Origin of the sequence: Flavisolibacter tropicus (assembly GCF_001644645.1) — a bacterium.
GTDB classification, from domain to species: domain Bacteria; phylum Bacteroidota; class Bacteroidia; order Chitinophagales; family Chitinophagaceae; genus Flavisolibacter; species Flavisolibacter tropicus.
This window is the reverse complement of the sequence record NZ_CP011390.1, coordinates 2,830,987-2,845,550: the sequence shown is the minus strand read 5'-3', so window position 1 is coordinate 2,845,550 and position 14,564 is coordinate 2,830,987. Positions and strand designations below refer to the sequence as shown.

11 protein-coding genes are annotated in these 14,564 nt (G+C 43.5%); 7 read left to right on the top strand and 4 right to left on the bottom strand.

Going from position 1 to position 14,564, the window contains the following annotated elements:
• Positions 1–4 precede the first annotated feature (4 nt).
• From SY85_RS11965 to SY85_RS11940, 6 genes are all read left to right on the top strand, one after another.
• Positions 5–529 (top strand): IS630 family transposase, encoded by a 525-nt coding sequence (locus SY85_RS11965; RefSeq protein WP_066404765.1) that lies wholly within the window; start codon positions 5–7, stop codon positions 527–529.
• A gap of 337 nt (positions 530–866) precedes the next feature.
• Positions 867–1,586, top strand: coding sequence for a gliding motility-associated ABC transporter permease subunit GldF (gldF, locus tag SY85_RS11960; protein ID WP_066404763.1), 720 nt, complete (start codon positions 867–869; stop codon positions 1,584–1,586).
• A gap of 2 nt (positions 1,587–1,588) precedes the next feature.
• Positions 1,589–3,310 (top strand): gliding motility-associated ABC transporter substrate-binding protein GldG, encoded by a 1,722-nt coding sequence (gldG, locus tag SY85_RS11955; protein ID WP_082886400.1) that lies wholly within the window; start codon positions 1,589–1,591, stop codon positions 3,308–3,310.
• Positions 3,311–3,451: 141 nt separating this feature from the next.
• Positions 3,452–4,411 (top strand): TerC/Alx family metal homeostasis membrane protein, encoded by a 960-nt coding sequence (locus tag SY85_RS11950; protein WP_066404759.1) that lies wholly within the window; start codon positions 3,452–3,454, stop codon positions 4,409–4,411.
• Between the two features lie 9 nt (positions 4,412–4,420).
• Positions 4,421–6,901 carry a bifunctional UDP-N-acetylmuramoyl-tripeptide:D-alanyl-D-alanine ligase/alanine racemase gene (locus SY85_RS11945; RefSeq protein WP_066404758.1) on the top strand — a complete coding sequence of 827 codons (2,481 nt, stop codon included), beginning with the start codon at positions 4,421–4,423 and terminating at the stop codon, positions 6,899–6,901.
• A gap of 187 nt (positions 6,902–7,088) precedes the next feature.
• Positions 7,089–7,781 carry a lipoprotein signal peptidase gene (locus SY85_RS11940; RefSeq protein ID WP_066404755.1) on the top strand — a complete coding sequence of 231 codons (693 nt, stop codon included), beginning with the start codon at positions 7,089–7,091 and terminating at the stop codon, positions 7,779–7,781.
• A 278-nt stretch (positions 7,782–8,059) separates the two neighbouring features.
• Here the strand turns inward: SY85_RS11940 and SY85_RS11935 are convergent, their stop codons facing one another.
• The gene (locus tag SY85_RS11935; protein ID WP_066404753.1) at positions 8,060–8,257 is read right to left on the bottom strand and encodes a hypothetical protein; all 198 of its coding nucleotides are present in this window, start codon (positions 8,255–8,257) and stop codon (positions 8,060–8,062) included.
• 134 nt (positions 8,258–8,391) lie between these two features.
• Positions 8,392–9,795 carry a class II fumarate hydratase gene (gene fumC, locus SY85_RS11930; protein WP_066404751.1) on the bottom strand — a complete coding sequence of 468 codons (1,404 nt, stop codon included), beginning with the start codon at positions 9,793–9,795 and terminating at the stop codon, positions 8,392–8,394.
• Positions 9,796–10,009: 214 nt separating this feature from the next.
• Here fumC and SY85_RS11925 point away from each other — a divergent pair, with 214 nt between their 5' ends.
• Entirely contained in the window at positions 10,010–10,660 is a 651-nt protein-coding gene (locus SY85_RS11925; RefSeq protein WP_082886398.1) for a C40 family peptidase, read from the top strand.
• Positions 10,661–11,006: 346 nt separating this feature from the next.
• On the opposite strand, the gene SY85_RS11920 is transcribed toward SY85_RS11925, so the two are convergent.
• Positions 11,007–13,088, bottom strand: coding sequence for an insulinase family protein (locus SY85_RS11920; RefSeq protein WP_066404749.1), 2,082 nt, complete (start codon positions 13,086–13,088; stop codon positions 11,007–11,009).
• Positions 13,089–13,190: 102 nt separating this feature from the next.
• Positions 13,191–14,513, bottom strand: a complete 1,323-nt coding sequence (locus SY85_RS11915; protein ID WP_066404747.1) for a M16 family metallopeptidase — start codon at positions 14,511–14,513, stop codon at positions 13,191–13,193.
• Positions 14,514–14,564: the final 51 nt, after the last annotated feature.

Here is a 14,564-nt window from a genome sequence, read left to right as displayed (position 1 = left end):
GTTATTGTATTCAGATGAAGCCAGCATCAGTGTGGCCTCTGTGCTCACCCATACCTATGCGCCCAAGGGCAGGACACCGGTGATTACCACCAGTACGGAAACAAGCCTCCGGCTTTATCTGGCAAGTGCCATCACCGCCTCCGGGCAGTTGCGCTATATGGTACGTCACCAGCCCTTTGATGGCAAAGCGATTATTGAGTACCTGGAATACTTAGCGGAAAGCCTGCAAAGAAAGCTGCTCATTGTCTGGGATGGCGCTTCTATTCACCACTCCAAAGAAGTCCGGAAATACCTGGAAAGCAAAACACAAAATGAACTGCATTTGGTCCTGCAGCCCCATTACTCGCCGGAGCTCAATGCCGACGAACAGGTCTGGAACTATTTAAAACAACATAAACTCAAAAACACCTGCAACCCGACCATCCAGGAATTAAAAGAAAAAATCACCACCGTCATGGAAAACCTAAAGCACCAACCCCAAATCATCCAAAACTTTTTCCACCATCCAGACCTCGGCTTCCATAACTAATCAAAGCTCGAATGTAAAGGGAGGACTTCGCCGCCGCCCAGCACCAAAAGATTATACAGTATTATATAACATAAGCACTCCTTCAGTGGAGTGCTTTTTTGTTTATTGATCTAATTGTAAAAGTAAAGTATCGTGGCAAAGCTGGCCTCTGTGCGACAGTATTCACCCCCTTGGGAGGAGTTAGAGGGGCCGTTCCACTCTCCTTCGGGGAGGCCGGGTGAGGCCTCTATTATTCGTGTTAACTAAACACTATAACTCATCACTCTTTACTCATTATTCATCATTCATCACTCCTTATGCCTTATTTTGCAGCTACGTCGTACCAACTGAATAATCCATGTGGTCAATTTGTAAAAAAGAGCTAGGACAGTTTTTTAGTAGTCTTACCGGCTATATAGCTATAGTGGTTTTCCTGTTAGTGAATGGTTTGGTGTTGTTTGTCTTTCGTAATAATATCCTGGATAATGGCTATGCTTCGCTGGAAGATTTCTTTGCCTTTGCTCCCTGGATACTGCTGTTTTTAGTGCCTGCAATTACCATGCGCAGCCTGGCGGATGAATACCGTGGCGGTACGTTTGAAATATTGCGTACAAAACCAGTAACAACAGGCCAGATCGTATGGGGGAAGTTTCTGGGTGCCTTCATTGTAGCCTTGATTGCGTTGTTACCCACCATTATCTATTATTTTACAATTAGCAATCTGGCTGCTACAAGCGGTATTGATGCCGGGGCGGCTATCGGCTCTTACTTGGGACTGTTGTTTTTAACAGCAGCCTTTACGGCTATTGGTATTTGTATCAGCTCATTTACAAATAATGCGGTTGTGGCTTTTATTATTAGCCTGATTGCTTGTGTGGTGTTGTATTATGGCTTTCGGGCGGTTAGTCAGCTGCCAGCCTTAGAAAGCGGTGCCGATTATTATGTGGAGATGCTAGGGATCGATTTCCATTACAGCAGCATTAGCCGCGGTGTGATTGATACACGCGATATTATTTACTTCCTGAGCGTAACAGCTTTCTTTTTATTGATCACCCGTCAAAATTTATTGAAACGATAAGCATGAAAGGCAAAAAGACGAACAACCGGCTTTGGTGGATTGGTATTGCAGGCGCGTTGGCATTGATCAATGTATTGGCTGCACAGTTTCATCAACGTTTTGACTTAACGGAAGAAAAACGCTTTTCGCTGAGTAAACCTACCAAAGACTTACTGCGTCAGCTAGAGGCACCCGTTACCATAGATGTATATCTTACTGGAAAAGAGTTGCCGGCCGTGGTGCGTAAGTTTCGAAATACGCTTAGCGATTTCTTATTTGAGACCAAGCAGTATGCGGGTAATAACCTGCAGTTCAATTTTATAGATCCTTATGCAAGTAATGATACGGCGGTAGTGCGTCAACTGCAAGATTCATTGGCCACCAACTATGGGCTGACTCCTGTAGTGATCAATGCACCTGCTGCAGTAGGTGATGAGCTAAAGATCAAGCAGCTAATACATGGTGCGGTGGTTCGCTATGGCGACCGCTCTGTAGGTGTGGACCTACTTCAAGGGGAGAAATCTTTCGGTACTGAAAAGGAGCAATTGGCTGCCTTGTACAACAACATGGAGGCACGCATCGAGTACAAGTTTGCTTCTGCCATACAAAAGATAACAACCAAGCAAAAGCCAGTGGTGGCCTATGCTTTGGGGCATGGTGAAACTTTTGACGCGCGGGTGAATGATGCTTTCATTACCATCCGTGAAAACTACTCAGGCGATACGATCAACATAAAAGAGGTGCCGTTCATTCCTTCCCAGATCAATGCGCTGGTGATTCTGAAGCCCACCCAGCCTTTTGCTGATGCTGATAAGTTAAAGATCGATCAGTATGTAATGAATGGTGGAAAGGTGTTTTGGATGATCGATAATATGTACGCGGAGTTTGATAGCTTATATAAATCCAATGGCTTTATTGCTTACGATAGAGGGTTGAATTTAGAAGATCTGTTGTTTACGTATGGCGTGCGGATCAACCAAACGCTATTGCAGGACATGCAATGCGATAAGCTGCCACAAGTAGGCCCTAATGGTCAGCAGATGTTGGTGGACTGGCCTTTCTTCCCCATTCTGAATGGCACAGATCATCCGATCAGTAAGAACCTGGATGGTATTCGATCCATGTTCCCCACTACCTTAGATACTGTACAGGCTGCGGGTATTCGTAAAACAGTTTTGCTGCAGTCTTCCAATAACAGTCGTTACCTCGAGGCTCCTGCCAAAATAGACTTTGAGTTTTTGCAGATTGCGCCCGATCAGAAACTATTCCATAAGCCAGCCACTCCGGTTGCGTATTTGCTGGAAGGTAAATTTCGCTCCTTGTACACCGGTAGAGTACCGCGTGCTGTAGCCGATTCTTTAAAACAAATGAATCATCCATTTCAGAACACTGCCGTTACTGATGGGAAAATGATTGTGGTAGCTGATGGGGATATTGCCATGAATCAGTTTAGTTCCAGTGCGGGCCCTTTACCAATGGGTATGAATGTATTTACACGGTACACGTTTGCTAACAAGGATTTCTTTGTTAACAGCCTTGAATACCTGGTAAACCCTACTGATATTTTACAAACCCGCTCTAAAGAGTATACACTTCGCTTGCTGGATCCCCGTCGGGTGGATGAGCAACGCTCTACTTGGCAACTGGTCAATATTGCCTTGCCAATAGTGTTGGTAGTACTATTTGGTTATATCTACCAGCAAGTCAGAAAGCGGACGTATACAGTTGGGAATCCGAAAAATTAGAATGCCGAAATCCGAAATAGGAAATCAGAAACATCAATTTCCAAACCCCAAATTTCAAATCCCAAAACAGTTTTCTAATCATTCTGCAGCCAATCAGAAAACGAAGCGGCTTATCTTTGGCGTTTTAAATATTGGGAACGAATGACAGCGGATCAGATCACGTACTTAGTTTTTGGGATTGTTATTTTATTAGCACTGGTATTTGACTTGGGGCTGCTCAGCAAAAAGTCAACAGAGATCAGTATCAAAAAAGCATTGTATCAAACCTTGTTCTGGGTGGCTCTTGCTTTTGCTTTTGGTGGCTTTTTATGGTTTGAGACTGGTAAGGCTTCCGCTTTGGAATATGTTAGTGCTTACTTAATGGAGTGGAGCCTGAGCATTGATAACATCTTTGTCTTCATCCTGATCTTTTCCTTTTTTAATATTCGTACCGATCATGTAGCCAGAGCGTTGCTGGTGGGTATTTTGATGGCCATCGTTTTCCGTATCATCTTTATCACTGTAGGTGTTGCCCTGGTAGAACGCTTTAACTGGCTGTTGTACATTTTCGGTGCCTTCCTGGTGTATACTGGCTTTAAGATCTTTACGGTTAGACAAGAAGATGAGTTTGATCCCGCTACTAGCCCTGTATATAAATTCCTCAACCGCTTTTTCCCGATCATTCATGAAGATGTAAGTGGAAAGCTGTCCATTAAAAAAGATGGTAAGCGCTTTTTTACCAGCATGTTTGTGGTGATTGTGATGCTGGCTACAACAGATATTGTTTTTGCCTTAGATAGCATACCGGCGGTATTTGCCATTGTCACGGAGTCGCCCAATAAAGAGTTGATCATTTATACCAGCAACATCTTTGCGGTATTAGGTCTTCGTTCACTCTTCTTCTTATTGAAGGGCGCCGTCAATAAGTTTGAGTACCTACAGCAAGGCATTGCCATTGTACTCATCTTTATTGGAGCGAAAATGATAGTGCCACTCTTTGTGCCAGGCTTCCATTTGCCAGTGACCATTTCACTGATCGTGATCTTGATTTGCCTGGGTGGTTCGGTGTTGTATTCAATACAGGCAGCCAAGCGCCGTCCTGAAGAAAATGATTTAGTGTAAATTAGGTTTGTGTATAAGATTGAATCCATTGCTCAAATTGTAAACGGTACCTTTCTTCAGAAAGGCGACAACGCAGTTATTGAGCATTTACTATATGATAGCCGCACGGTTTCTTTTCCGGCGGCTTCTCTTTTTTTTGCCTTGCATACCCAGCGTCAAGATGGGCATTATTTTATAGCAGATGCCTACCGAAAGGGTGTTCGGTGTTTTGTAGTAGACCGTGAAATTGTGTTAGACGAATTGCCGGGGGCTACGGTTTTGCGAGTGGCTAATACCTTGCAGGCCTTGCAGCAGTTGGCTATGCATCATCGTAAGCAGTTTTCAATTCCTGTTATTGGCATTACTGGGAGCAATGGGAAAACGGTAGTCAAGGAATGGCTTTACCAGTTGTTGCAAATGGATTATAAAATAGCGCGTAGTCCTAAAAGCTATAACTCGCAAATAGGTGTGCCGCTTAGTGTTTGGCAGTTGCAGCCCGAACATACCCTGGCCCTATTTGAAGCGGGTATTTCGCATAAAGGTGAAATGCAGACGCTGGCAGCCATTATACAGCCTACCATTGGCGTACTAACCAATATTGGTGAAGCACACAGCGAGAACTTTGACAGCCTGGAACAAAAAGCTATTGAAAAAGTACAACTATTTCAAACGGCAGAAGTGGTGGTGTACCCGGAAGATGATAGCGTGGCCAGCCTGGTACTACATCAAGGAGAAAGAAGTGATTTGTTGCCCTATAAGCACTTCTCATGGGGTAATAGTCCTTATGCACAACTACACGTAGATGCTGTTTCTATACAGGATGGACGTGCACTGGTAGCGGCTGTATACAATAAGCAGTCTTTTCAAATTATTGTTCCCTTTATTGATGACGCATCGGTACAAAATGCATTAACCTGCAGTAGTGTTCTATTGCAGTTGGGATATAGTGTTGATGTAATTAATGAACGCCTGCAAGGCTTGCATGCTGTAGACATGCGACTGCAGCTGAAACACGGACTGAATAATAGTGTTATCATCAATGATAGCTATAGTGCAGATTTGACCTCGCTACACATTGCCCTGCACTTTATGTCGCAGCAAAATGTAGAACAGAAGCGTACCGTAATTCTGTCAGACTTTGTAGAATCAGGACTTGTAGAAACGAGGCTGTATGAAATCATTGCAGCAGCTCTTGTGCAGCACCGGGTATCACGGGTTATAGCTATTGGTGAAAAAATCTCCCGATACATTGTTGCTTACTTGCCAGACTCAATACAGCTACAATGTTTTTTAAGCACCGAGGAGTTTTTAGCCCAGATCAAGATATCAACGTTTCAGCAGGAAGTGATACTGGTGAAAGGGGCGCGCCGCTTTCTTTTTGAACGAGTTGTGCAGTTGCTGGAAGTGAAAGTGCACCAGACAAGATTGGAGATCAACCTCAATGCTATTTCGCATAACTTAAAACAATACCAGGCGCTATTAAAACCATCTACTAAAGTAATGGTGATGGTAAAGGCGTTTGCCTACGGGAGTGGTAGTTCTGAAATAGCGAGTGTGCTGCAATTCAATAAAGTAGATTATTTGGGTGTGGCCTATGCCGATGAAGGTGTGGCACTGCGGAAGGGCGGAATATCGCTACCCATAATGGTAATGAATGCAGATGAAGCCTCTTTTTATTCTATTACGGAATATAACCTGCAGCCTGTACTCTATTCCTTTGAGATATTGGAACGTTTTGAACAGCATGTGCAGAATACAGGATTACAAAACTACCCGGTGCACCTGGAAGTAGAAACCGGTATGAACAGGTTGGGTTTTGCAGTAAGTGATATAGAGGCTGTAGGGAAGCATTTGCGTGATCAATCCTTGCTGGCTGTGGAAAGCCTGTTTAGTCACCTGGCAGCCAGTGAAGACCCTGCTCAAGATGCCTATACGCAACAGCAGGCGGGCTTGTATCAGCAGGCTGCTGCTGCTTTGGAAAAATATATTACGTATCCCTTCTTAAAACATATCTCTAATTCGGCAGCCATAGTGCGGCACCCACAACTGCAATGGGATATGGTGCGTCTGGGAATTGGTGTTTATGGTGTAGAGATTGCTACTGAAAAGCTGGACCTGCAGCCTGTAGCGACACTGCGTACCACCATTGCGCAATTAAAACACTTAATACCTGGTGAGTCGGTCAGCTATAACCGCAGGGGCGTAGTAACAGCGCCTTCATTGATAGCCACAGTTAGGATTGGTTATGCTGATGGATACAGTCGCCGCCTAGGATATGGCACGGGAAAAATGTGGGTGAATGGCCAGCTGGTGCCCGTAATTGGTACCGTGTGTATGGACATGACCATGATCAATGTGACCCATTTGCCTCATGTGAAAGTAGGAGATGAGGTAGTAGTGTTTGGCAACGAACTGCCCATTGAACAACTGGCGGGGTGGGCTGGAACCATTCCTTACGAGATCATGACAGGCATTTCGCAGCGGGTAAAACGGGTGTATTTCCAGGAATAGGCTTTAACAGGTTATGTATAGACAGCCACAACACAACCCTTATCTTTGTTACCCTTAACACGGAGCGGTAGCTACAGAAGAAATGACAGCATTTGCTTAACAAAACATAAGGTTTCTTTTAGCATTTAGCTTGTTCTTACCGAACACTGTTTATCTTTAACGGCAACGCCCTTTTAATTTATAGCTTGTGAAATTACGTTCTGCAGTACTTATTATTCTGGCCATCATTATAGCTGATCAGGCATTAAAGATTTGGATCAAAACGTCGTACCCTTTTGGGGAAGTGATGCGCATATTTGGTTCAGAATCATCGCCAGGAGAGTTCCGGGGCTTTAAACTGTACTTCATAGAAAATGAAGGGATGGCTTGGGGTTGGAAGTTTGGCGGTGACTGGGGTAAAATGTTGTTAACCCTGTTCCGCTTGGCTGCTGTAGGTTTTGGTACCTGGTACTTAGGACGTATTGTAAAGCAAGGGCATAGCAAAGGATTTATCATTTGCGCTTCTTTAATTTATGCCGGTGCTTTAGGAAACCTGATTGATAGCATGTTCTATGGACTGATCTTTTCATCAAGCAGTTATAATACCATAGCTACGATGTTTCCTGCGCAAGGCTATGCTGGCTTTTTGCACGGCCATGTGGTAGACATGCTCTATTTTCCCGTGATCAAAACAACGTATCCAAGCTGGATTCCATTCCTGGGTGGTAAAGAGTTTGAGTTCTTTAGTCCCATTTTCAATATTGCCGATGCGGCGATCTCTGTAGGTGTGATTACCTTGTTAGTGTTTCAAAAACGCTTCCTGCATAAGCATGAAGAGAAGTATGGGCAACCTACTGTTGAAACGGCAGCGGAAAATAATGATAGAGCACACGTAATGTAAGTGGTCGCATATCAAAATACAAAAGGCGAAGCCCGAAAACGAACATCCGTTTTCGGGCTTCGCCTTTTTATCTAAAGGATAATTGGAATTCAAATAATCGTATACTACTTGTACTGTAGAAATAGGGACATCTATGAGCAAACGCCAAGCGATCAAAAGGACGGAGGAACCTCACTGTCACGTTTCACATCTCATGATGCCTGTTTTTAGAATCGAATAGGTATACTTGTCTTTTGCTTGCAGCGTATAGCTTGTAGCATGCAGCTCCCTTTCACCTATTACTCATAGTTATCGAACCAGGCCATATCCCAGTTAGTGGATTGCTGCACCTGGTACGAAGGCACCTCTTTTAATTGCAGGTTTACTGACTTTACGGGGAACGAATGAACGGAGGTAGCTGTTTCTTTCTTTGATGTGTAGGCCACTCTCATTATTTCGTAATTGTTGTCTAATTGGAGTTGAAGTACACTTTTCATAGTCAAGTTATTTCATACTTAATTAGAGTCCATAAATAGCATTAGGTTAAAGGCAAACTTGGACTTTAACAACTAGTTATAAAAAAAGGAAGCTACAATGAGCTTCCTTTTTTTATTTATGCGTTTGTGGTTCTTTATTTCAGTTCACCAACCATGTTGGCAGGAATAACCCACTGGTCAAATTCCTCAGGCGTTACATAGCCAAGTTTCACCGCCATTTCTTTTAATGTAGTACCTTCTTTATGGGCTTTCTGAGCAATCTCTGCTGCTTTGTAATAGCCAATCTTTGTATTTAAAGAGGTTACCAACATTAAAGAATTATCCACGTGCTTTTTGATGTTAGCCTCAATAGCTTCAATACCTTCAGCACATTTGTCATTAAAGCTTACACAACCATCACCAATCAGGCGAGCACTGTGCAGGAAGTTGTAGATCATCATTGGCTTGAACACGTTCAGCTCAAAATGACCCATAGAACCACCAATGTTAATGGCTACATCGTTACCCATTACCTGGGCAGCAATCATGGTTAAAGCTTCACACTGGGTAGGATTTACCTTGCCCGGCATGATAGAAGAACCTGGCTCATTATCAGGGATGAACAACTCGCCAATACCGCTTCTTGGACCAGAAGCCAACATACGGATATCGTTAGCGATCTTCATCAGGCTGACAGCAACTGTCTTTAAAGCACCATGAGATTCTACAATCGCATCGTGAGCAGCCAGTGCCTCAAATTTGTTTTCAGCCGTTACAAAAGGTAAGCCTGTTAGTGCCGCAATATGCTTGGCTACATTCTCTGAGTAACCAGCTGGTGTATTGATACCAGTACCAACAGCTGTACCGCCTAATGCTAATTCAGACAGGTGGGGTAAGGTGTTTTTAATAGCACGTAAACCATGGTCTAGTTGTGATACATAGCCACTGAACTCTTGTCCTACAGTAAGTGGGGTTGCATCCATAAAGTGAGTGCGACCGATCTTCACGATATTCATAAACTGGCGGCTCTTGGCAGCCAGGGTGTTGCGCAGCTTTTCAATGCCGGGGATGGTTACTTCTACCAGCATTTTATAGGCTGCAATATGCATTGCTGTAGGGAAGGTGTCGTTAGAAGACTGCGACTTATTTACATCATCGTTAGGGTGTAATGTCTTTTCTTTATCGGTTAGCTGACCACCTGCCATTACATGGCCACGGTAAGCAACTACTTCGTTTACATTCATATTGCTTTGCGTACCGCTTCCTGTTTGCCATACCACCAGAGGAAAGTATTGATCCAGCTTGCCTTCCAGGATCTCATCACACACGCTGCTGATCAGCTCCATTTTTTCTTTTGGTAAAACACCCGCTTCAAAATTGGTGATAGCTGCTGCTTTCTTCAGGTAAGCAAAGGCACGAATGATCTCTTTCGGCATCCGGTTAATGTCTTGCGCAATTTTGAAGTTCTCAATACTACGCTGTGTTTGTGCACCATACAAGGCATCAACAGGCACCTGTACTTCGCCCATTGTGTCTTTTTCAATCCGGTAATTTGACATATGCTTGTTTTAAAGTGGTGCAAAGATAGACCGCGGAGTAGTTGGATAAGCAGGATTAATGGGATTATTATTGACATAAGGGCTACACGCTATACGCCTTACGCTGCACGCAAAAATGACACGCAAACGCCTTTCATATCTGAACTCAAATCAGAAATCATTATATCAGCGATCCGCCATCTCTCTCTGGTTTTGTTTTTGTTGTTGAATAGGCATGGAAAAAGTGCAATGGATGATATTGGGCGTAGGAATGGTGCTACTGCTGAGCGCCTGCGACTTTACAGTGCCTTCCAATAATGAAGGCTTAGTGGATACACTTTCAAACACCGATACAAGAGAAGCGAAGTCGGATACAACAACCAGCCTGGTAGATAGTATGCCGCCCGATCAAACAATTGTAAGGGACACACCAGCACTGCCGCCGGCTCAGATCATAGAAACCGGGCAGGTACAACCAGAACAAGTAATGGCTTTTGCTGAAACGCTGATGGGCACACCTTATGTGTATGCTTCTACAAATCCCAAGGTGGGCTTTGATTGCTCAGGGTTTATCACTTATGTCTTCAATCATTTTAATATTCGTGTGCCACGATCATCCATAGATTTTACGAATGTTGGCAAACCTATACCTGTAGAGCAGGCTAAGCGCGGAGATATTATATTGTTTACAGGAACAGATTCTACAGAAAGATTTGTAGGTCATATGGGTTTGGTAGTTGCCAATACGGATACTTTACGCTTTATACATTCTACATCTGGGAAGGCTATGGGGGTTACGATAACGCCATTAAGTAAGTATTACCGATCGCGGTTTGTAAAAACTATACGCATCTTTCCACAGAATGATTCCCAAGGCTTGCTTTAGGGAGCTTCGGGCTTAATTATTTCGCGCAGAGGAAAGGAGAAAAGGAGAATTAGCTGATGTGAAGATTAGCTAATTCTAGTTGATAGGCTGGCTAGTTGATAAGTTGACAATAAAGGAGAAATTCAGAAAGATTTCACGCAGAGGCGCAAAGATTATAAGGCGCAAAGAAATGAAGGGCTGACTATAAATGAAAAGCACTCCGTAATTGGAGTGCTTTTCATTTATCAATTTATTCTCTCTTTATTGAACATTGATCGTTGAGAATTGAGCATTGAACATTTCTTCTCTCCTTACTCATCACTAATTATTCATCATTCATCATTCCTTGTTCAATATTCTCTCTCTCTTACTTAAAGTCCTCTTCCTTCACACCTTCATTTACCTTAATCGTTTTGAACTGTAAGGTAAGCTCTTGTGCGCCCATAGGTGTTTGTACGCTCATCACCATTGCGAAAGGAAGTAGCAGATCAGCTGCTTTTTTATAGTCTTTATAGGTTATTGTTTGTGTGATGGTTTGGCCTTGCGCTTCTTCTGATGATTCTTTCTTCAGCAATAAGCCGCTTTTAGCATCATACCACTCTGTAGACGGGCTTCCTTTGGCAGGAGTGATAACCAGTTTGTAAGCATCAGCACCTTCAACTTTTTCCATACCCGCCAGCTCTAACTTGTAGTCAGAAGAAGTATAAAAGGCTTGCTCAATGATGCCTTTTTTGATCTTTTTCTCTTCCACTTTGTCAGCCTTATAAGCTTCTTTCTGTCCCATTTGAGAAGCATAGCCTTCTTGTCCATTAAAGACTTCTTTCATCACTGTCATGCCATTCATGCTCATTTCAATGGACTCTTTGTTAGGCGCCTGCTCTTTTCTTACTACATTAAGCTGCTGTCCTTGTACCGCTAAAGTTCCTTCCATTAGTAAGGAACGCACGTTCTTAATAGTGGCTTCACCACCAATGGCATTCAGGTATTGATTCACCACAGTTTGAGCAGTTACGCCAGCAGGCAATGCTGCAGCACCCTGCGCTGTAGCTACAACAGGTTTGGCATATTTGTCATATTGCTTAATAGGAAGACCTAATCTTTTCAGCGGCTCGCTGATCTGTGAAGATTTACCGGTAACTACTACACGCGTATTAGAGTAGTTGAAATACTTCTGTGCTACACGCTGTACATCTGCTACAGTTACGGCATTGATGTTTTTCAGATAGTTGCGGTAGAAATCTTTCGGCAGGTTGTTGATCAAAATATTCGTAGTGAATTCAGCTATAGTAGATGGATTCTCTAACTGAATGGCAAAGTTCCCATTGTAAAGATCCTTAGCATTTTGCAGTTCTTGAGCCGTTACAGGCGCCGTACGGAGCAAATTGATTTCGTTAAGAATATCAGCTACAGCACTATCTGTTTTTTCATTACGCACAGAAGCAGAAGCAGAGAACTTGCTTTGGAAACGGCTACCCTTAATGCTGGAATAGCTGCCATAGGTAAACCCGCGCTTTTCACGCAGTGTTGTAAACAAATGGCTGTTAGCACCACCACCTAAAATATAGTTGGCCAACAATACAGCATGGTAATCCGGATGGCTAACAGGCAGTTCTACCACGTTTACTACGTTGATGATAGATTGAACAGCATTAGGTACGTCTACGATATCAATTTCTGTAGTAGCAGGGTTAGTTACATTAGTCAAGGTTGGTAAGGTCAGCATAGAACCCTTCCAGGTGCTGAATAACTTATCTGCTAGTGTGCGTGCTGCTGTAGGGGTGATGTCTCCAATGAAAGTAAGATAAGCACGACTAGGTGTAATGTATTTTTTATACTGCGCTTTTACATCATCCAAAGTGATACCCTTTAGTGAGGTTTCGGTTACAAACTCGCCCATAGGGTGCTTGGTACCAAAGGCCAAGGCATTCACTGCACGACCAGAAATAGCATTAGGATCTTTTTCGCTGGATTGAAAAGCCGTAATGTTTTGTGTTTTTACCTTGTCAAACGACGCTTTGGTAAAAGCTGGATGTTGTAGGGCATCAGCCATTAATGCTAAAGCTTGTGGAAAATAACGGCTCAGTGAAGAAGCATAGCCACCGCCAGAAGAAAGGGAAACAGAAGCACCGATACGGTCTACTGCCTCATCAAATGCATCTTTAGGTTTAGTAGTAGTGCCTTCGTTCAGCATGGTGCCCATAATGGAGGTAACACCTGTCTTAGCGCCTTCTGTAATAGGGCCGGCATCAATCGTAAGACTGGCGCTTACTACAGGTAGTTTTTTATTTTCAACCACCAATACCGTTAAGCCATTGGCCAATTTAAACTGTACAGGATCGGGAATAGAAAGCACTGGCGCAGGTCCTGACTTTGGCGGATGTGTGCGGTCAATTTGTGCATAGGTTCCTAGTTGCAGTAACAAGAAGGAAGAAAGAAAAAGCTTTTTCATCAAATTATATTTTTAAGAAGTGGCTTTGTAAATAGCCGCTTCCAGTTAATAGTTTATATAGGCCGGGACTAGTCGTCCCGCTAGTAATTGTTGTTTGGGTGATTAAAATGTTTTTTCACCGGACTTGGGTAAATAATAAAGTAACTGGCGAGCGTTAGGCTGCAGGTATTTCTGCGCTGCAGCACGTAGTTCTTCACGGGTGATAGAACGATAGGTTGCCAGTTCTTCATTAATGCTATTGGTGCTCTTCGTGAACATATACGCATCAGCCAGGTTGTTGGCAACTTCTGCCATAGACGTATTATTGTTTACAATGCGTGTTTCTATTTGAGCTTGTAGCTTCTGGAATTCCGCTTCGGGGATCAACTCTGTTTGCACGCGTTTGATCTCGTCATCAATATCTTTTTGCAGATCGGCTAATGAAGCATTGTTATTAGGTATGGCATACAAAATGTACATGCCATAGTCTTCCAAAGAATAAGGGAAAGCGCCCACCTGTAAAGCGTTTTGCTTTACATCCATCATCTTCTTAGTTAGACGGCTGCTGCTGCCACCACTTAACAAGGTGCCCAACATGTCCAGCACTTTCGCATCGCGAGTAGCCATACCCGGTGTGCGATAGCTAACAACCACAGCAGGTAATTGTATGTTGGCATCGTAGGCAGTATCAATGATCGTTTTAGTGATCGGCTGTTCCTTAGCTACGTTGCGTGTAGGCTTTGGACCAGCAGGTATATCACCAAAATACGCCTTTACCAATTGTTTGGTTTTGTCGGTATCAATATCACCGGCAATGGTTAATACGGCATTGTTTGGCAGATAGTATTTTTTAAAGAAAGCCTGGAACTCTGGTAAGCTGGCTGCATCTAAGTGCTCCATAGATCCAATTGTAGGCCAACGATAAGGGTGTGTTTTGAATAAACCTTTGAATACATTAGAGATCAAAGCGCCATACGGTTGGTTGTCCATACGCAGTCGTTTTTCCTCTTTTACTACTTCGTTTTGTGTTTCCACACCCACTTCATTGATGACAGGGTGCATCATACGCTCACTTTCCATCCACAGACCCATTTCTAATTGGTTGCTAGGGTATACTACGTGGTAGTAGGTGCGGTCTTGTGTTGTGTTGGCGTTGGAGTTACCACCACGGCTGGTTACCAGTCGGTCCCATTCGCCACGTTTAATATTATCAGTGCCTTCAAACAACAGGTGTTCAAAGAAGTGTGCAAAACCAGTGCGGGCGGTGTCTTCATCTTTTGACCCTACATGGTACATCACAGATACAGCTACAACGGGCGCTGTTTTGTCCTGGTGCAGGATCACGTGCAGGCCGTTCGGGAGGTCATACTCAGTAAAAGCAATCTTTTGGGCGTAGCTGTTGGCCAATGCCATACACGCTATCCCCAAGCAGGCGAAATGTTTCATAACTACTTCTTAGTTTATATAATAAAAGATGTCAAATCCTATAAGAATAGG